We start from the raw sequence: 18,773 nt of genomic DNA on the forward strand, positions 1-18,773 counted from the left end.
CGATGCGATTCGCCATGACCCACACTTTCCATGCATTCTGCCTGGCGGCCGGCGCGCTGCTGGCCGCCCACGTGCACGCCGCCGCGCCGACCCGGTTCGTGTTCGGCGACGCCGAGGCGCCCGCCGGCCACACCCGCGTCGCGCCTGGTGCGCCCTACGACGCGGCGCGCGGCTACGGCTTCGAGGATGGCGGCCACTATTTCTCGGTCCGCCTCCCGGAGGGCAACTACGCCGTCACCGTCGTCCTGGGCCATGCCACGCAGCCGACGGCGACCACGATAAAATCCGAGCTGCGCCGGCTGATGCTCGAAAACGTGCCGGCGGCGGCCGGACAGCGCGTGCTGCGCACCTTCGTCGCCAATGTGCGCACCGCGCGCATCGCCCCCGTGCCTGGCGTCGCGGCCGGCGCGGTCGCCCTCAAGGCCCCGCGCGAAACCGAGTCCGAAGCCTGGAACTGGGACGAGCGCCTGACCCTGGAATTCAATGGCGAGCCAAACGCCGTCCAGCGCATCGAGATCGTGCCGGCCAGGGTGCCGACCATCTTCCTGCTGGGCGACTCGACCGTGAGCGACCAGCCGGGCGAACCGTACAACAGCTGGGGCCAGATGCTGCCGCGCTTCTTCGGACCCCGGGTCGCGGTGTCGAACCACGCGCAGTCGGGCGAGACCTACCGCGACTCGCTGGCGCGCCGCCGCATCGACAAGATCCTGAGCATGATGCAGCCGGGCGACCTGCTCCTGATGCAGTTCGGGCACAACGACCAGAAGCAGGTCAAGGACGGGCGCAGCGGCCCGTTCACGACCTACAAGGCCGAGATCAGGGCCCATGTGGACATGGCGCGTGCGCGCGGCGGCCTGCCGGTGATCGTCTCGCCGGTCGAGCGCCGCGCCTTCGACGCGGCGGGCCAGGTCAGGCCCACGCTCAGCGACTATGCCGAGGCCGCGCGCCAGGCGGCGCGCGAACTCCGGGTGCCGTTCATCGACCTCAACGCGATGAGCAAGACCCTGTACGCCGCGCTCGGGGTGGAGGGCTCGAAGGCGGCGTTTGCCTCACCCGCCCCGGGAAAGCTGGACAACACCCACCACAACCCATATGGCAGCTACCTGCTGGCCAAGGCAGTGGCGCTGGGCATGCGCGAGGCGAAGCTTGCGCTGGCCGCCCACCTCGTCCCCGACTTTCGCTTCGACCCGGCCCATCCCGATCCGGTGGCCGGCTTCACGGCGCCGCCCAGCCCCGGACGCACGCAACCACGACCGCTCGGCGACGACGGGCAGCGCGAAGTGACCAGCGGAGCTGCTCGATGAAGCGCCGTACCACCCTGGCCCTGCTGGCTGGCGGCCTGCTCGGCGGCTGCGCCGGCCCGCTGCCGGCCAGCCGGAGCGACGACGACCAGGCCTACCTGTTCTCTTACTTCCTGGGCAACGGCGCCGACGGCCTGCATTTTGCCGCCAGCCGCGACGGCTACCAGTGGGAAGCGCTGCGCGGCGGCGCCAGCTTCCTGGCGCCCACCGTCGGCCCGACCAAACTGATGCGCGACCCGTGCATCGAACGCGGTCCGGACGGCCTGTTCCACATGGTCTGGACCAGCGGCTGGAACGACACCGGCATCGGCTACGCCTCCTCGCCCGACCTGGTGCAATGGTCGGGCCAGCGCAGCCTGCCGGTGATGGCGCACGAACCGGGCGCGCTCAACGCCTGGGCACCAGAAATATTCCACGACGCCGGACGCGCGCATTTCCTGATCCTGTGGTCGTCGACGATCCCGGGCCGCTTCCCGCATACCGAGGCCGGCGGCGACGCTGCCGGCGACAAGAGGTACGACCACCGCATCTACGCCACCACCACGAAGGATTTCGCCAGCTTCACGCCGACGCGGCTATTCTACGATCCGGGCTTCTCGGTGATCGACGCCACCTTCGTCCGGGCGCTGGGGCGCGAGTGGCTGGTGGTGAAGGACGAGACCCGCCATCCTCCCCGCAAATACCTGCAGGTCGCACAGGCGGCCAGCCTGGAAGGCCCGTTCGGACCATTGAGCGCGCCGGTCACGCCGGCCGGCCTGTGGGCCGAGGGACCGAGCGCGCTGCAGGTCGGGGACGAGGTGCTGCTGTACTTCGACGCCTACACCGCCGGCCACTACGGCGCGCTGCGCTCGCGCGACATGCTGCACTGGGAAGACGTCAGCACGCGCATGCGCTTTCCGCGCAAGATGCGCCACGGGACCGCGTTCGCGGCCCCGGCCAGCCTGGTGGAGCGGCTCAGGGCGCTGGCGCCCTGAGAGGGAGGCTCAGTCGCGGCCGCCCTGGAACATCAGGCCGCTATCGTTCAAGCCGAACTTGAACTTCTTGTTCATCTCGATGATCTCGGCGCCGGCCAGCAGGGTCGGACCATATCCGTGCGCCGCCTTGACGCTGGTCGGGCGATAAGCATAGAACGCCGGATCAAAGGCCATGCCGGTGCCACGCAGATTCCCTCGATCTGGCCATTCTGCGTCACCTTGCTGGCCACGGCGTTCCAGGCCAGGTTGGCCATCGGGCCATACATCTCCGGTTCGACATAGCCGCGGTTGACCGCGCGCGCGATCGCGTAGGCATAGATCGCGGTGGCGGAGGTCTCCTGGTAGGTGTCGTTGCGGTCGATCAGCTGGTGCCAGAAGCCGTCGCGGCTCTGGTAGCCGGCCAGCCCGCGGATGTGGGCGCGCAGCTGTTCGAGCACGGCGTTGTAACCCTTGTGGGTCTTCGGCAGCACTTCGAGCACCTCGACCATCGACATCACCGCCCAGCCGTTGGCGCGGGCCCAGCGCAGCTCGGGATGATCGCGCTTGCCCTCGACGTAGCCGTGCATGTAGATGCCGAGCCTGGGGTTGAACATGCGCTTGGAGAACTGCTGCACCTGGCGCACCGCGTCGTCGTAGTACTTGGCCTCGCCCGTGGTCTTGCCCAGGTAGGCCATGGTCGGCACGCCCATGAACATATCGTCCAGCCACAGGGTGTCCGGCAGCGGGCGCATCTTGCGGCCGCCCTTGCCGTCCGGGCCGCCGCGCGCCAGCGTGCCGTCCTTCAGGCGGTATTCCTTGTTGGTGACGAAGTCGCCGCACACGCCGATCATCTGGCCGTAATCGACCTTGGAGCCGGCCACCCTGGCCTTCATGAAGCTGTGGCACAGCGCGCCGGCATCGTCCAGCGCGTGCGGGTTCAGGAAGCTCTTGATCGGCGCATGCGCGTTCTGCGCATCGGCCTTCACTACCGGCAGGTAGGCGCGGGTCAATTGAGACAGAAGAGTGTGGCGCCTGGTCACGTACTCTTGGTAGCGGGCGTCGCCGGTGGCCTGGGCCGCGGCCAGCATGCCGATATAGGTCACGCCCCACTCGTAGCTGGTCAGGCGGAAGTCGCCGGGCTTGAGCACCGCGTTCGGGTCGGCCTTCGTTACGTCGGTGATGGCGGCGCCCGTGGTCTTGTCGATCAGTTCAGCGGGCGTCGTGCGGTCGAGGTAGGCGAACACGCGGTCGAGCACGGCCTTGACCTCGGCCGCTTCCATGGCGCGGTACGGCGTCGGGTAAGTCACCTCCAGCGCGTGCAGCATGGCGTCGGCCGGCGCCGGTCCTTTTTCCTGCGGCGGCGGCGCGTCCTGCGCGATCGCGCCCAGGGAGAACGGGAACAGGCCCGCCACGAGAATGGCCATCAGGGTGTGGCGCGGCTTGGGGGAATGCATCGGTGAAGTCTCCTTTTATTGGATTTGGTGGATGGTCAGTCCGTCGATCGTCTGGCGCGACCACGTGGTGCGAAAACCGACATACCCGCGCGTGAGCGGCCGCGGGTCGTGATAAGTAAAGACGTCTCGGCCGTCCACGCGCATGCGCGTGCAGCCGTCCTGCACCGCGATCTCGACGCGGTAGTCGCGGTTCGGCTCGAGCAGGAAGTCGCTGCCCAGGCGTTCGGCGACCAGCTCGCGCTGGCCGCCGCCATAGCGCCGCATGCGCGTGGTCGTGTTGCCGTTGCCTCCCATGCCGGCGTAATACAGTTCCAGGTCGTCGTAGTCCTCGAACTTGCCGGAACGGGTGAACAGCGAGTCGCGCGCCGGGTCGCGCGCCATCCAGAACTGGTTCAGGTCCGACAGGCGGTCGTTCGGCCCGCCGTCCATCACCACCCGGCGCGTGTAGGCGATCAGGAGATTGCCCGACAGGGGCTTGTCGAGCCACACGGTGGCGCCCGAATCGACGTCGATCAGCAGGCGGCCGTCGCGGTTGGCGACGATGTTGCCGGGTTTGCGCACATATTCGCTCACATAGCCGCTCAATGGGCCATCGAAATCGTCCCGGTGCAGCAAGGCGCCGCGCTCGCCCCAGCGCACGCAGGCCTGCGGCGAAAAATAAGGCCCCAGCGGATCGCCCGGCAACGCGGCCAGGCCGGCGACGACCTGGCGCGCGTTGAATTCGGCGCCTGCCGCGTTGGTATGGGTGCGGGCGTCCGAGAAGAAGGTGTCGACGGTGGCCGCCCCAATATCGCGATAGGCGTCCGAAACCAGCATCGTCAAGTCCATGAAGTGTGCGCCGCCGGCCGCGGCCACTTGCCTGCCCCAGTCGGCGATGTTGGCGAAGTCTCGCTCGCCCTGCCACTTGTCGCGGTGCGGGATGGGCGAGGCGATGACGACGGTGGCGCCTTTCTCCCTGGCGTCGGCGACGTAACGCGCCATATACCAGCCGAAGCTGTGCACCTGTTCCTTGCTGCCGTCGGGCCGGGTATCCTCGACCGTCTCGGGGCCGATGCCCGGAACCGAGGCGCGGTTCTTCGAGGCCGGGTCGCCGATGCGGCCCCCGTCGTTATGACCGAACTGGATCAGCACCACGTCGCCGCGCCTGAGCTGCGCCCTGACCCGCTCCCAGCGGCCCTCGGTGAAGAAGGTGCGGCTGCTGCGGCCGCCGATCGCGGCATTGACCACATTGATCTTGCCGGCGTCGAAATACGGCGCGATGCGCTCGCCCCAGCCGATCGCCCCGTTCTGTCCACCGCTCTTGACGGTTGAATCGCCGACCAGGAACAGGGTCGGCAAGGTCGGATCGCGCGCAACCTCGTCGCGCACGGTGCGCGCATCGACCACCGGCCGCACGTCGTCCACCGGTTTCAGGAACGTCTTCATGCGCGGGTGGCCCAGCTTTGCCAACTCGAGCGCCACCACTTGGGCATTGAGCACCGCGCCGGCCCAGTTGGTATGGACGCGCTCGTCCGGCACGGTGGCCGGGAACAGTGCCATGACCGCGTCACGTCCCATCGCGTCGTAGCGCCCCGCCACGATCTCGTTCAGGTCGATGAAGCCCACCTGTTCGCTGCGCGCCACCTCGGCCGCCCAGCCAGCGTAATCGGCGCGGTTACGGCGCACCTTGCCCCCATCGTCGTTCCAGGCCTTGCGCGGGACCAGCGAGGCGACTACCGGCGTCGCCCCCTTCGCGCGGATGTCGGCGATGTACTTGCGCAGGTACCAGCCGTAGCTGTGCACCGTCTCGCGCTGGCCGGTCAGGAGGTTGTCGATCTCGGTGGATTCAATGCCCACGCCGCGCAGCGTGCCGCGCGCACGCTTGTCGTCGTTGACCGGCGAGGCGTCGTTGTGCCCGAACTGCATGATGACGACGTCGCCCGGCTTGACCAGGGCCAGCGTGCGCTCCCAATGGCCGCTGCTGATATAAGTGCGGCTGGACAGGCCGCCCACGGCGCGGTTCACCAGGTTGACGCGCGCCGCATCGACGTGGGCCGCCAGCGGATTCCCCCAGCCCCACTGCCCCTGCGCGCCCTTGCCCTGGCCGTCGTCGTGGCCGTTGCGCACGGTGGAGTCGCCGATCAGGATGATCGAAGGCAGGGCCGGGTTGGCCGGTTCCGGCAGCACGACCCGGGCGCGCGCGGGGTCGGTATTCACGGCGGCGGCCGGGCCTTGCGCATGGCTTGATGCCATGACGCAGGCCAGCGCCAGCCATACCAGTATCCGCTGCAGGGCGCGCGAAACAGTCATTGCCACGGTCTCCGTCGGTCGTTGTTATAGGCAGATTCTATGCGGCGTAATCAGCCGCGGCGGTCAAACCGCAGAAAGAATCAGCAATATGATTGGAAATGAGCAACTCGTACTGTAACAATGAGCGGACAACATCCACAAGACGGAGACACCCTGATGCGACCCCTCATCCATTCCGCGATCGGCCTGGCCGTCGCGCTGCTGCTGTGCGCCGACGCCTCGGCCCAGATCGGCAAACGCTTTCCTTCCGAGCGCAAGCTCGTCAAGGATCCGGTCACCGGCACCGAACTGACTTTCCTGACCAGCAAACCGCATGGCGATTCGAAGATCTACCCGACCCACCCGCAATGGACCGCCGACGGCAAGTGGCTGGTGTTCCGCTCGCGGCTGGCCGGCAGCGAGGCGCTGGCGGTGAACGAAGAGACGGGCGACCTGGTGCAGGTGACCGAAGGCGGCTACACCGGCATGCTGAACCTGGCGCAGAAGTCGATGAAGCTGTACTACATGCGCAAAGGCGACGCTGGCCTGCAGATCGTCGAAACCGACCTGGCGCGCGTGCTGGCCGACAGCGCCGCCAGGCGCATGCAGCCCGCGGCGACCTACCAGCGCGTGGTCTCGAACCTGCCGGCCGAACTGGAAGCCGGCGGCGACCTGGCGCTCGACGCCGACGAGGAATGGGTCTATTTCAAGGTCGGCCCCGGCCAGGCGGCCAGGCACCTGGCGCCGGGCACGAAGATCGAGCCGGCCTTCGGCCCGCGCAAGATGGGCGCCGGCCCGCAAGGCATCGCGCGCCTCAACGTGCGCACCGGCGAAATAAAACACGTGGTGTCGGTGCCGTTCCAGGTCGGCCACATCCAGGCCAATCTGTGGAATCCGGGCGAGATCGTGTTCTGCTGGGAGACCGGCGGCAAGTCGCCGCAGCGCACCTGGACCGTGCGCGCCGACGGCAGCGGCCTGCGTCCGCTGTATCCGGAAGCGCCGTACGAATGGGTCACGCACGAGGCGGTGATCACGAAGGACGAGGTGGCGATGGCCATCATGGGCCACCGCGCGATTCCCGGCGCGGCGGCCTCGGTGGCCGGCCCGGCCACCGACGTCGGCGGCGCCAATCCGGGCCAGGACGACGGCTGGGGCGCCACCGGCACCCGCGAAAAGCCGACCGGCCTGGCGATCGTCAACCTGCGCACGCGCCAGATGCAGATCGTCGGCCAGACCGAATCGGGCAGCGGCCTGTGGCACGTGCACGGCTCGAGCGATGGCCGCTTCGCGGTGGGCGATGACTTCAGCCGCAGCGTCTACCTGATCGACCGCCGCAACCGCGAGATGATGCTGCTCACCACCGGCCACAAGACCACCGCGGCCGACCATCCACACCCGACCTTCAATGCCGACGGCACCCGCATCCAGATCCAGTCAGCGATGCTGTCCGAGGACGGCCGCTCGATGAATATCGTGGTGGTGCCGGTGCCGAAGGCCTGGCTCGAGCGCAGCTTCCCGGCGCGCTGACGCAAACGGAAAAACGGCCTGGCAATGCCAGGCCGCGGGACCAATCGGGTTCAAGCCAGGTGGAATACCTGGGTCAGCGGCCACTCCTTCGGCCGGTTGCCCGGCTCGACCTCCATCAGGTCGGCCATGTAATCCCACCATTTGCGCATCACCGGATGGTCGGGCAGCGGCCCCAGCTCATGCCCCGGGTGCAGCTTCATCACCGCGAACAGGTCGAGCGTCGCCTCGTCGAGGAAGATCGCATAATCGTGGATGCCGGCGCCAGACAGCAGCGCGGCCAGCTCGGGCCAGATGGCGTCGTGCCGGCGCCGGTATTCCGCCTCGTTGCCGGCCTTGAGCTTCATGCGGAACGCCCGCGTGGCGTGAACGGTCATGGTCAGACGATCCCGCTGCTGCTGGCCCCGGCCTTGACCGGACGCAGGCCCGCCACGCGGTCGCGGTAACCGCTGGCGCGGTAGCAGGCCACCGGATCGGCGGCGCCGCCGGCACGCACCCGCGCCATCGCCAGGATCGGGCTGACGTCGGTGCGGAAGGCGCGCTTCAGGGTCTGCGCGGCCTCCAGCACGTCGTTCTGCTCCTGCAGAGCCGCCAGCGCGGCGCGGTCGACCAGGGCCGACTGCACGAAGGCGCGCTGCACCTCGGCCGCGCTGCTCATCAGGCTCTCGATCGGGTCGGTCACATTGTGCGACTGGTCGAGCATATAGGCCGGCTTGAAGGCGTCGCCCTCGCGCCGCGCCGCATCGGCCAGCTCGTTAAACACCAGGAACAGCTGGAACGGGTTGATCGAGCCGGAATCCAGGTCGTCGTCGCCATACTTGCTGTCGTTGAAGTGGAAGCCGCCAAGTTTACCGAACTGCGCCAGGCGCGCCACGATCATCTCGATATTCGTGTTCGGCGCATGGTGGCCCAGGTCGACCAGGCACTTGGCCTTCGGTCCCAGCTCGGTGGCGCAGGCGAAGCTGGTGCCCCAGTCGGCGATGGTGGTGGCGTAGAACGCCGGTTCGAACAGCTTGTGCTCGATGAACACGTTCCAGTCGGCGGGAAGCGCGGCGTAGATCTCGCGCATGCTGTCCAGGTAGCGCTCGAGCGCGCCGCGCAGATTATGCTGGCCGGGGAAGTTGGCGCCGTCGCCGACCCACACGGTCAGCGCCTGCGAACCGATCGCGCGGCCGATCTCGATGCATTCGATATTGTGGGCCACCGCCTGGGCGCGCACGGCGGCGCTGGCCGACGTAAGGCTGCCGAATTTATAGCTCTGTTCCTGGCCCTGCTGGTCCTGGAAAGTGTTCGAATTGACCGCGTCGAAGGCCAGGCCCAGCGCCTGCGCCGTTTCGCGCAACTCGGAGGCGTCGGTCGGCTTGTCCCACGGGAAGCGCGGCGACACGCTGGGCGTGGCGCGGGTCAGCTGGTGGATCACGGCGCAGTCTTCCAGCTTCTCGAACACATTGCGCGGCTCGCCGCGGCCCGGGAAGCGCGCGAAGCGCGTGCCGCCGGTGCCGGCGCCCCAGCTGGGCACCGCCACGGCGAAGCTCTGCGCCAGCGCGGTCAACCGGTCGATGTCCAGGCCGCGGCGCGCCAGCATGCCGCCCAATCCCTCGTAGTCGGCCTGCAGCTGCGCGTCCAGTTTGGCGTTCTGGTCCGCGACCAGGCCGGCGTCGATAACGCTTGTCATACTCGTCTCCTTGATGCAGGCGGCATAAGCCGCCGATGACCGGTGACGCGCGCCCTGGAGGGTTTGCGTCCCGGCTTGTTGTGATGTCCCGCTATCTTAGCGTATCGACCGCAGTCGGCAGCGTAGTCAGCGGGTGAAGGCGGCCGCGTTGCCGGCATCCACGTTCAGGATGTTGCCGGTGCTCTTGCCCGACTTGTCGCCGGCGAAGAAGTACACGGCTTCGGCGATGTCCTCCGGCAGCACCGAGAGTTTCAGCATGCTGCGCTTGCGGTAGAACTCCTCGACGTCGTCGGCCTCGATCTTGTTGGAGGCGGCGCGTTCTTCCTTCCACTTGCCGTCCCAGATGCGCGAGCCGCGGATCACGGCATCCGGATTGACGACGTTGACGCGGATGCCGTGTTCGGCCCCTTCCAGCGCCACGCAGCGCGCCAGGTGCAGTTCGGCCGCCTTGGCGGTGCAGTAGGCGGAGGCCCCGGCCGATGCGACCAGGCCGTTCTTGCTGCCCACGAAGACCATGCTGCCGCCCAGGCCCTGCTGCTTCATGATGCGGAAAGCCGCGCGGGTGGCCAGGAAGTAGCCGGTGACGAGGATGTCCTGGTTGCGCTTCCAAATGTCGAGCGTGGTCTCGTCCAGTGGCGCCGCCGAGGCGATGCCGGCGTTCGAGATCAGGAGGTCGAGGCCGCCGAAGCGCAACGCCGCCGCTTCCAGGATGCCGGCCACTTCTTCCTCGCTCGTGATGTTGGCGCGCACGGTGCCGATGCTGTCCTTGCCTGCCACCTTGGCCAGGTCCTTGCCGGCCTGTTCGAGGGCCTCGGGATCGATATCGGTCAGCATCACGCAGGCGCCCTCCTGCAGCAGCTGGCGCGCGACCGCCTGGCCGATGCCGCCGGCGCCGCCGGTCACCAGCGCGATGCGGCCGGCCAGGCTTTTCGGTTTGGGCATGCGCTGCAGCTTGGCCTCCTCGAGCAGCCAGTACTCGATGTCGAAGGCTTCCTGTTCCGGCAGGCCGACATAGGTGTCGACGCCATTCGCGCCGCGCATCACGTTGATGGCGTTGACGTAGAACTCGCCGGCGATGCGCGCGGTGGCCTTGTCCTTGGCGAAGGACAGCATGCCCACGCCCGGGATCAGGTAGATGATCGGGTTGGCGTCGCGGATCTTCGGGCTGGTGGCGCGCTTGCAGCGCTCGTAGTAGGAGGTGTAGTCGGCGCGGTAGTCGACCAGGGCCTGGTCGAGACTCGCGGCCAGGCGCTCGAAATCGGGCGCGCCCGGGTCGAAGTCCAGCACCAGCGGGCGGATCTTGGTGCGCAAAAAGTGATCCGGGCACGAGGTGCCCAGCGCCGCCAGCGGCGCCAGGTGGGCGCTGCTCACGAATTCGAGCACGGCGTCGCTGTCGTCGAAGTGGCCCAGCTTGTACTCGTCCTTGCTGATCTTGCCGCGCAGGAGCGGCATCAGGCGCGCCGCCAGCGCCGCGCGCTCGGGCGCCGGCAGGATCGGGCTGGCCGGGCCGCCGAATACCGGCTGCTGGACGTTCTGCGCCAGCCAATCCTCGGCACGCTTGATGATCGCCAGCGTGGTCTCGTAGCACGACTGCGAAGTGTCGCCCCAGGTGAACAGGCCGTGGCCTTCGAGGATGATGCCCTTCAGTTGCGGATTGGCCTGCGACACGGCCTCCAGCTTCAGGCCCAGGTCGTAGCCGGGACGCTGCCACGGCAGCCAACCCAGCTCGCCCTCGAAGATCTTCGCGGTGAGCTCCTTGCTGTTCTTGCAGGCGGCGATCGCGATGCAGGCGTCCGGGTGCATGTGGTCGACGTGGCGGCGCGCGATATACGCGTGCAGCGGCGTGTCGATGCTGGCCGCGCGCGGATTCAGGTTGAAGGTGCAGTGCGGCAGGTAGCCGACCATCTCGTCTTCGTGTTCGAGGCCGCGGTAGCGTGCCTTGAGCGCATGCAGCTTGCTCATGTAGAGGGTCGAGAAGCCATCGAGCTTGATGCTGCCCAGGTCACCGCCCGAACCCTTCACCCACAATACCTCGACCTGCTCGCCCGACAGCGGGTCGACCATGTCGATCTTGGCCGAGGTATTGCCGCCGCCAAAATTGGTGATCCGCAGGTCGGAACCCAGCAGGTTGGACCGGTACAGCAGCAGTTCCGGCTCACTCAAGGTGGCGGCAACGGCTTCATCCCAGCGCGAGGTGATCGGTTCGCGCTGCTTCGTTTCGCTCAAGGCGCCCATCTGTATCTCCTAGTTGATTGTTTTGTCATCGAATCGATGCGTCTCATCCATGTCCTGCGTCCGCATGCTGCCCGGGCAGCGCTACGGCATCGGCAGACAGTAGAAAGCAGCGGCCCACGGGGTGTCAACGCGGAAACAATCAACTTGCTGACCAAGTAAGAATCAATCACCGACTTGAGCGATTTGAGCATTTGTGCGCTGCAGCGCCGGGAAATAATCAGTCAAATGATCATTTGGTGATTGACGATATTGCATCTAGAAACTACTCTTTTCGAACACCCCGCGATTCCTGCCCACAAGAGGCCTGGAACGACGGGTCCCATGCCGCACACAACCAGACGGCTTACGGAGGAGACACAATATGGTGAATCACAAACGCCGCAAGCGTTTGCTGAAACTGCTTGCCGAGCACCAGACGGCGACGGTCCAGCAGCTTGTCGAATGGCTCAATGCGTCCCCGGCGACGGTCCGGCGCGACATCAGCTGGCTGGCGGGACGCAACCTGCTCACCCGCACCCGGGGCGGCGCCGAGAACCTGCTGCCCAAGACGCGCCAGTTCCCGCTGACCAGCGAAACGTTCCAGAACAATATCCAGTGCTTCGCCTCGCGCAAGCGCGCCATCGCCCGCCATGCGGCCGGCATGTGCAACGACGGCGAGACGATCATCATCAACGGTGGCACCACCACCTTCATGATGGCCGAGTTCCTCACCGAGAAGCAGCTGAAGATCCTGACCAACTCTTTCCTGATGGCCGAACGCCTGCTGGTCTCGAGCGAGAACGAGATCATCGTGCCGGGCGGGCGCGTGTACCGCGAGCAGAACGTCATCCTTTCGCCGTTCGACAACGACATCACCCAGCACCACTATGCCACCAAGATGTTCATGAGCGTCTACGGCCTGTCGCTGCTGGGATTGATGGAAGCCGACCCGCTCCTGATCCAGGCCGAGAAGCGCCTGATCAGCCAGGCCGAGGAACTGGTGGTGCTGGCCGACAGCTCGAAGTTCGCGCGCAAGGCCGGCCTGATCCTGTGCGGCCTGGATCGCGTGTCCACCGTGATCACCGACACCGACGCTTCCGACAAGGCGGTGCAGCTGCTCGAGCAGTATGGCGTGAAGGTCGTCACCGTCGAACCCGACGGCGAGATGCCGGCGCTGCGCACCACGCGCTACAGCCCCCAATATGACTTCCAGTCCGCAGCCCTGATGGAGATTTCGCATTGAAGATCAAACAGCTCCTGCTCGCCGCGGCGGCCGTCGGCGTGTTCGCCGGCCTGGCCGGCTGCGCCGACAAGAAGGCCGCGGATGCGCCTGAACCGACCCGCATCGCGATGGTCGTCAAAAGCCTGGGCAACGGCTTCTTCGACGCCGCCCACCAGGGCGCGAAGGATGCCGCCGCCGAGATCGGCGGGGTCGAGATCATCTATACCGGCCCGACCACGCCCAGCGCGGAAGGCCAGATCGAGATCATCAATTCCCTGATCAGCCAGAAGGTCGATGCGATCGTGGTCTCGGCCAACGACCCGAATGCCCTGGTGCCGATCGCCAAGAAGGCGATGCAGCGCGGGATCAAGGTGATCTCGTTCGACAGCGCGCTGGCCCCCGACGGGCGCCAGATGCAGCTCAATCCCTCCAATGCGGAACTGATCGGCCAGAAGCAGATCGAGATGGCGGCGGCGGAACTGGACGGCAAGGGCGAGCTGGCGATCCTGTCGGCGTCGGCCCAGGCGACCAACCAGAACATCTGGATCGGCGTCATGAAGAAGACGCTCGAGCAGCCCCAGTACGCGGGCCTGAAGCTGGTGGCGACCGTGTATGGCGACGACCAGTCGGACAAGAGCTACCGCGAAGCGATCGGCCTGTTGCGCAGCCATCCGAACCTGAAGGCGATCATTGCGCCGACCACGGTCGGCATCGTCGCCGCCAGCAAGGCGGTGGCCGACGAGGGCCTGGTGGGCAAGGTGTTCGTCACCGGCCTGGGCCTGCCGTCCGAGATGGCCGGCCACGTCAAGAGCGGCGCGGTGCGCGAATTCGCGATCTGGAACCCGATCGACCTGGGCTACGCCGCCACCTATGCGGCCCACCAGTTCGTGGCCGGCAAGGCGACTTCCAGCGCTGGCGCGACCGTCGCGGTCGGCCGCCTGGGCGCCGTGACCCTGGACGCCAACGGCGAAACCGCCCTCGGCCCGCCGTTCACCTACAACGCCGGCAACGTCGACAAGTTCGCCAAGCTGTTCTGACCCGGCCCGTCCGCCGCGCGCGATCGATGCGATTTGCAAGATCGGCGCGCGGCGCCTTTCATCCGTTTGCAGCACCCATATGCCAGTGACCCAACTGACAAGCCCTCCCCTGCGCCCGCACGACGGCGCGCCCGCCGCGCCGGTACTGCAGCTGACCGGCATCACCAAGCGCTTCAACGGCGTCTGCGCCCTGAATGGCGTGCGCCTGTCCATCCGCCCCGGCGAAGTCATGGCCCTGATCGGCGAGAACGGGGCCGGAAAGTCGACCCTGGTCAAGACCCTGACCGGCATCCACCGTCCCGACGAAGGCGCGATCCTGCTCGACGGGAAGCCGGTGTCCTTCGGCAGCCCGCAGCAAGCGATGGCCGCCGGCATCACTGCCGTGCACCAGGAAACCGTGATGTTCGACGAATTGTCGGTGGCCGAGAACATCTATGTGGGGCGCCACCCGACCCGCGGCCCGGCGCGGCGCATCGACTGGGCCGGCATCGAAGCCGATGCCGAGGAGCTGTTCGCGCGCCTGGAGGTGTCGCTGCCGGTGCGCGCCCGCGTGCGCGACCTGTCGGTGGCCCAGCGCCACTTCGTCGAGATCGCGCGCGCCCTGTCGCAGGATGCGCGCGTGGTGATCATGGACGAGCCGACCGCCGCGCTGTCGCAGCGCGAGATCCGCGAGCTGTATCGCATCATCGACGGCTTGCGGGCGCGCGGCACCGCCGTCATCTTCATCTCGCACAAGTTCGACGAGATCTATGAAGTGGCCGACTGCTACACGGTGCTGCGCGACGGCCAGTTCGTGGCCGAAGGCCGGCTCGCCGACGTGAAGGAGCCGGAGCTGGTGGCGCTGATGGTCGGCCGCGCGGTGCACCAGGCCTATCCGAAGGCCGAGGTAGCAATCGGCGCGCCGCTGCTGGAGGTCGAGGGCTTGAGCCACCCGACCGAATTCCAGGATGTCGGCTTCACCCTGCGCAAGGGGGAAATCCTCGGCTTTTATGGACTGGTGGGCGCCGGGCGTTCGGAGGTGATGCAGGCGCTGTTCGGATTGACGACGCGGGTGACTGGCAGCGTGCGGCTGGAGGGCCAGCCGGCGGTATTTGGCAACCCGGGCGAAGCGATCGCATGCGGCCTGGCGTATGTGCCCGAGGACCGCCAGCACCATGGTGCGCACCTGACCATGCCGATCATGCACAACATCACGCTGCCGATCCTGTCCAAGCTGGGTTTCTTCCCCCGTGCCCGGGCCGAGGCCGCGCTGGCGCGCCGCTTCGCCGAACAGCTGGAACTGAAGGCCGCCTACCTGAGCCAGAACGTCGACGAGCTCTCGGGCGGCAACCAGCAGAAGGTGGTGCTCGGCAAGTGGCTGGCCACCGATCCCAAGGTCATCATCCTCGACGAACCCACCAAGGGCATCGACATCGGCTCCAAGGCCGCCGTGCACCGCTTCGTGAGCGGCCTGGTCGAACGCGGCCTGTCGGTGATCCTGGTCTCGTCCGAACTGCCCGAGGTGCTGGGCCTGGCCGACCGCGTGGTCGTGATGCGCCAGGGCCGCGTGGTGCGCGAATTCGCGCGCGGCGAGGCCACGCCCGAGACCGTGGTCGCAGCCGCATCCGGGGTCGACCTGGGACTGGAGGTGGCGCCATGATCAAGCGTGTCCCCATGAGCGAGGTATTCAGGCAGCGCGAGGCCTTGCTGGCCGTGATGGTGGTGGCCCTGGTGCTGCTGGTCGGCCTGCGCGCCCGGGTCTTTCTCACCACCGCCTCGCTGGCCAACCTGCTCACCGACAGCACCCTGCTCGTGATGCTGGCCCTGACCCAGATGCTGGTGATCGTCACCCGCGGCATCGACCTGTCGGTGGCCTCGAACCTGGCCCTGTCGGGCATGGTCGCGGCCATGCTGGCGTCGGGTAATCCAGAGCTGCCGCTGGCGCTGGTGATGCTGGCCGCGGCCGGCACGGGCCTGGCCCTTGGCCTCGTCAACGGCGGCTTGATCGGCTATCTGGCCTTGCCGCCGATCGTGGTCACGCTGGGCGCCATGAGCGTGTACCGCGGCCTGGTGTTCGTGATCTCGGGCGGCGCCTGGGTGTCGGCGCACCAGATGCCGGCCAACTTCATCGGCTTCCCGCTGCAGCGCCTGTTCGGCCTGCCGCACCTGGTGTGGATCGCCTTCGGCGCGGTGCTGGCGATGGCCTTCCTGGCCCGTTACACCCGCTTCGGGCGCGACCTGTACGCGATCGGCAATGCGCCGCAATGCGCCGCCTACATCGGCATTCCGACCGCGCGCCGCCTGCTCTGGACCTATGGCCTGTCGGGCATGGTGGCGGGCCTGTGCGGCTACCTGTGGGTGGCGCGCTATGCGGTCGCGTATACCGAGATCGCCTATGGTTTCGAATTCACCGTGATCGCCGCCTGCGTGATCGGCGGCGCCAGCATCGCCGGCGGCGTCGGCTCGGTGCTCGGCACCGTGCTCGGCGCCCTGTTCCTGTCGGTGATCGGCAATGCCCTGCCGGTGCTGCAGGTCTCGCCGTTCTGGCAAAGCGCGCTGACCGGCGCCGTGATCCTGGTGGCCGTGCTGCTCAATGCCGGCGGCAACCGCAAGCGCAGCCGCCAGATCCTGCCGCTGCACCGCACCGACGTTCCGGCCGCAAGGAGCCCAGCATGAATGCGACCAGCATCGCCCAGGTCGAACCCCCACTCGATATCAAGACCGTGAACGACTCCAGCCACACATCGCGTTATACGATCCTCGACCGCAAGAAGCCGGGCCTGCGCCATGTGCTGGCGCGCTGGGAGACCCTGCTTGCCCTGCTGCTGCTGGCGGTGTTCGTCGCCGGCGGCGTCACGCTCGAGCACTTCCTCGATCCCTACAACCTGCTCGATGGCACCGTCAACTTCAGCGAGAAGGCGCTGATCGCGCTGCCGATGGCATTGTTGATCATCTGCCGCGAGATCGATATCTCGGTGGCCGGCACGCTGGCGCTGTCGTCGGTCGCCATGGGCCTGGCGCATACGGCCGGCCTGCCGGCCGAGACCCTGCTGTTCGTGGCGGTCGGCACCGGCCTGGCCTGCGGCTGGCTCAATGGCTTCCTGGTCACGCGCTTCATGCTGCCCTCGATCGTCGTCACCATCGGCACCATCGCCCTGTACCGGGGCCTGGCCAGCGTGGCGCTGGGCGACCAGGCCTTCACCAACTACCCGCAGCTCATGGCCGACTGGGGCCAGGGCACCTTCTTCGGCGTGGTGCCACGCGCCTTCGTGATCCTGCTCGGTTTCGCGCTGCTGTTCGCGGTGGTGCTGCATGCCACCACGGCGGGCCGCCGCATCTACGCCATCGGCAATAATCCGGACGCCGCGCGCTTCTCGGGCATCGCGGTCGACCGCTACCGCCTGGGCCTGTTCATGCTCACCGGCGCCATGGCGGGCCTGGCGGCCTTCCTGCTGACCGGCCGCATCGGCAGCACGCGGCCGAACATCGCCACCGGCTGGGAGCTCGAGATCATCACCATGGTGATCCTGGGCGGCGTGAGCATCGCCGGCGGCGCCGGCACCATCGGCGGCGTGCTGCTGGCGGTGCTGACGATGGGCGCGGTGACCTATGGCCTGGCGCTGGCCAACGTGCCCGGCATCTACATGACGATCGTGGTCGGCGTGCTGCTGCTGGCGACCATCGCGTTGTCGCGCCTGTTGCGCGGCAAGCCGACCCGCCATTGATGGAGCGCGCCCCCATGCAAGCGACCCCGGACGACGCGCTGATCGTACTCGACATCGGCAAGACGAACGTCAAGCTGGCCCTGGTCGATGCGGCCGGACGGCTGCTGGCCGAACGGCGCCGGCCCAATGCGATCCTGCACGACGGCCCCTATCCGCACCACGATACCGACGGCATCTGGGACTGGATGCTGGCGACCTGCCGCGCCTTCGCCGGCCAGGCGCGGGTGACGGCGATCGTGCCCGTCACCCACGGCGCCACCGCCGCCCTGGTCGACGACGACGGCCTGGTGCTGCCGGTGCTCGATTACGAGGCGGCGCTGCCGGACCTCGACTACGCCGCACTGCGGCCAGCTTATGCGCAGACCTGTTCGCCGCTGCTGCCGGCAGGCCTGAACCTGGGCCGCCAGCTGGCCTGGCTGCAGCAGGAGCACCCCGAACCCTTCGCGCGGGCGCGCCACATCCTGATGTATCCGCAGTACTGGGCCTGGCGCCTGTGCGGCGTCGCCGCCGGCGAAGCGACGTCGCTCGGCTGCCATACCGATATGTGGGACCCGGTGCGCCAGGACTATTCGTCACTGGTGACGCGCATGGGCTGGGAAGCCCAGCTGCCGCCATTGGCGCCCGCCTGGGCGGCGCTCGGCGTGCTGCGTCCCGAGGTCGCGCAAGCCACCGGGCTGGCGCCAGGCTGCGAAGTCCTGTGCGGCATCCACGACAGCAATGCCTCGCTGCTGCGCCACCTGGGCCGCGATGGCGCGGATGCCCCCGGCGCGCCGCGCACCGTGCTGTCGACCGGCACCTGGCTGATCGCGGCCGCCTTCGGCGTCGGTCTCGCCGGCCTGCGCGAAGACGCCGACATGCTGGCCAATACCAACGCCCTCGGCCAGCCAGTGGCCTGCATGCGTTTCATGGGCGGACGCGAATTTGGCGCGCTGGCGGGCGACCAGCCAGGCACCTGTTCATTCGAGCAGCTCGAACGGCTGATCGCGCGCGGCACGATGGCGCTGCCGTGCTTCGCCGATGGCGGCGGCCCATTCGCAGGCCGGCAAGGCCATATCGAGGGACCGCCCCCCGCCGACGTCGGCGAACGCTTCGCGCTCGCCACGCTGTACTGTGTCCTGATGACCGACTACTGCCTCGACGCGCTCGGCGCGCGCGGCCCGATCACCGTCGAAGGCAGCTTCACGGCGAATCCCTGGTTCGGCCCCTTGCTGGCCAGCTTGCGTCCCCACCAGGCGCTGGCCTACTCCGACGACGCCAGCGGCACCACCTGCGGCGGCTGGCTTCTGCGCTACCGCGACGCCACCCCGACCGGCCAGCACCACCCCAAGCCGCCGCGCGCGGTCGCCGGCCTGTCCGCCTACCGCGCCGCGTGGCGCGCCGCACTCTCCACAGCCACCCCACAACTATCCCACGCTCACTGA

At 67.8% G+C, this 18,773-nt stretch carries 14 protein-coding genes; 9 read left to right on the plus strand and 5 right to left on the minus strand.

Going from position 1 to position 18,773, the window contains the following annotated elements:
• Positions 1-14: 14 nt before the first annotated feature.
• Positions 15-1,304 (plus strand): rhamnogalacturonan acetylesterase, encoded by a 1,290-nt coding sequence (locus ABIB42_RS18365; protein ID WP_273028826.1) that lies wholly within the window; start codon positions 15-17, stop codon positions 1,302-1,304.
• Positions 1,301-2,275 (plus strand): glycoside hydrolase family 43 protein, encoded by a 975-nt coding sequence (locus ABIB42_RS18370; protein WP_273028825.1) that lies wholly within the window; start codon positions 1,301-1,303, stop codon positions 2,273-2,275. The genes ABIB42_RS18365 and ABIB42_RS18370 overlap by 4 nt, the downstream gene beginning before the upstream one ends.
• Before the next feature lie 71 nt (positions 2,276-2,346).
• Here the strand turns inward: ABIB42_RS18370 and ABIB42_RS18375 are convergent, their stop codons facing one another.
• Together ABIB42_RS18375 and ABIB42_RS18380 are read right to left on the minus strand one after the other, a co-directional pair.
• A complete protein-coding gene (locus tag ABIB42_RS18375; protein WP_429248768.1) occupies positions 2,347-3,708 on the minus strand; it encodes a glycoside hydrolase family 88/105 protein in 1,362 nt (453 codons plus the stop codon).
• Between the two features lie 15 nt (positions 3,709-3,723).
• A complete protein-coding gene (locus ABIB42_RS18380) occupies positions 3,724-5,997 on the minus strand; it encodes a DUF6250 domain-containing protein (RefSeq protein ID WP_429248769.1) in 2,274 nt (757 codons plus the stop codon).
• A 156-nt stretch (positions 5,998-6,153) separates the two neighbouring features.
• On the opposite strand from ABIB42_RS18380, the gene ABIB42_RS18385 reads away from it, so the two are divergent.
• The gene (locus ABIB42_RS18385; protein WP_005670407.1) at positions 6,154-7,503 is read left to right on the plus strand and encodes a hypothetical protein; all 1,350 of its coding nucleotides are present in this window, start codon (positions 6,154-6,156) and stop codon (positions 7,501-7,503) included.
• Positions 7,504-7,553: 50 nt separating this feature from the next.
• On the opposite strand, the gene ABIB42_RS18390 is transcribed toward ABIB42_RS18385, so the two are convergent.
• The 3 genes from ABIB42_RS18390 to ABIB42_RS18400 all read right to left on the minus strand — a co-directional run bounded on the left by ABIB42_RS18390 (position 7,554) and on the right by ABIB42_RS18400 (position 11,410).
• Positions 7,554-7,877 carry an L-rhamnose mutarotase gene (locus ABIB42_RS18390; RefSeq protein ID WP_005670405.1) on the minus strand — a complete coding sequence of 108 codons (324 nt, stop codon included), beginning with the start codon at positions 7,875-7,877 and terminating at the stop codon, positions 7,554-7,556.
• A gap of 2 nt (positions 7,878-7,879) precedes the next feature.
• A complete protein-coding gene (gene rhaI / locus ABIB42_RS18395) occupies positions 7,880-9,175 on the minus strand; it encodes an L-rhamnose catabolism isomerase (protein WP_429248770.1) in 1,296 nt (431 codons plus the stop codon).
• Positions 9,176-9,301: 126 nt separating this feature from the next.
• Positions 9,302-11,410, minus strand: coding sequence for a bifunctional rhamnulose-1-phosphate aldolase/short-chain dehydrogenase (locus tag ABIB42_RS18400; protein ID WP_429248771.1), 2,109 nt, complete (start codon positions 11,408-11,410; stop codon positions 9,302-9,304).
• A 361-nt stretch (positions 11,411-11,771) separates the two neighbouring features.
• Between ABIB42_RS18400 and ABIB42_RS18405 the strand changes: the two genes are divergently transcribed.
• From ABIB42_RS18405 to ABIB42_RS18430, 6 genes are all read left to right on the plus strand, one after another.
• Entirely contained in the window at positions 11,772-12,632 is an 861-nt protein-coding gene (locus ABIB42_RS18405) for a DeoR/GlpR family DNA-binding transcription regulator (RefSeq protein ID WP_005670401.1), read from the plus strand.
• A complete protein-coding gene (rhaS, locus tag ABIB42_RS18410; RefSeq protein WP_005670399.1) occupies positions 12,629-13,648 on the plus strand; it encodes a rhamnose ABC transporter substrate-binding protein in 1,020 nt (339 codons plus the stop codon). The genes ABIB42_RS18405 and rhaS overlap by 4 nt, the downstream gene beginning before the upstream one ends.
• Positions 13,649-13,727: 79 nt before the next feature.
• Positions 13,728-15,287 (plus strand): sugar ABC transporter ATP-binding protein, encoded by a 1,560-nt coding sequence (locus ABIB42_RS18415; protein WP_005670398.1) that lies wholly within the window; start codon positions 13,728-13,730, stop codon positions 15,285-15,287.
• Positions 15,284-16,303, plus strand: coding sequence for an ABC transporter permease (locus ABIB42_RS18420; RefSeq protein WP_005670396.1), 1,020 nt, complete (start codon positions 15,284-15,286; stop codon positions 16,301-16,303). Before ABIB42_RS18415 ends, ABIB42_RS18420 begins: the two co-directional genes overlap by 4 nt.
• Positions 16,300-17,352 (plus strand): ABC transporter permease, encoded by a 1,053-nt coding sequence (locus ABIB42_RS18425; RefSeq protein ID WP_005670395.1) that lies wholly within the window; start codon positions 16,300-16,302, stop codon positions 17,350-17,352. Before ABIB42_RS18420 ends, ABIB42_RS18425 begins: the two co-directional genes overlap by 4 nt.
• 14 nt (positions 17,353-17,366) lie before the next feature.
• Complete coding sequence (locus tag ABIB42_RS18430) at positions 17,367-18,773, plus strand: FGGY-family carbohydrate kinase (RefSeq protein WP_184235760.1); 1,407 nt, start codon at positions 17,367-17,369, stop codon at positions 18,771-18,773.

The organism is Massilia sp. UYP32 (genome assembly GCF_050434365.1).
In the GTDB taxonomy this organism is placed as follows: Bacteria; Pseudomonadota; Gammaproteobacteria; order Burkholderiales; family Burkholderiaceae_D; genus Telluria; species Telluria timonae.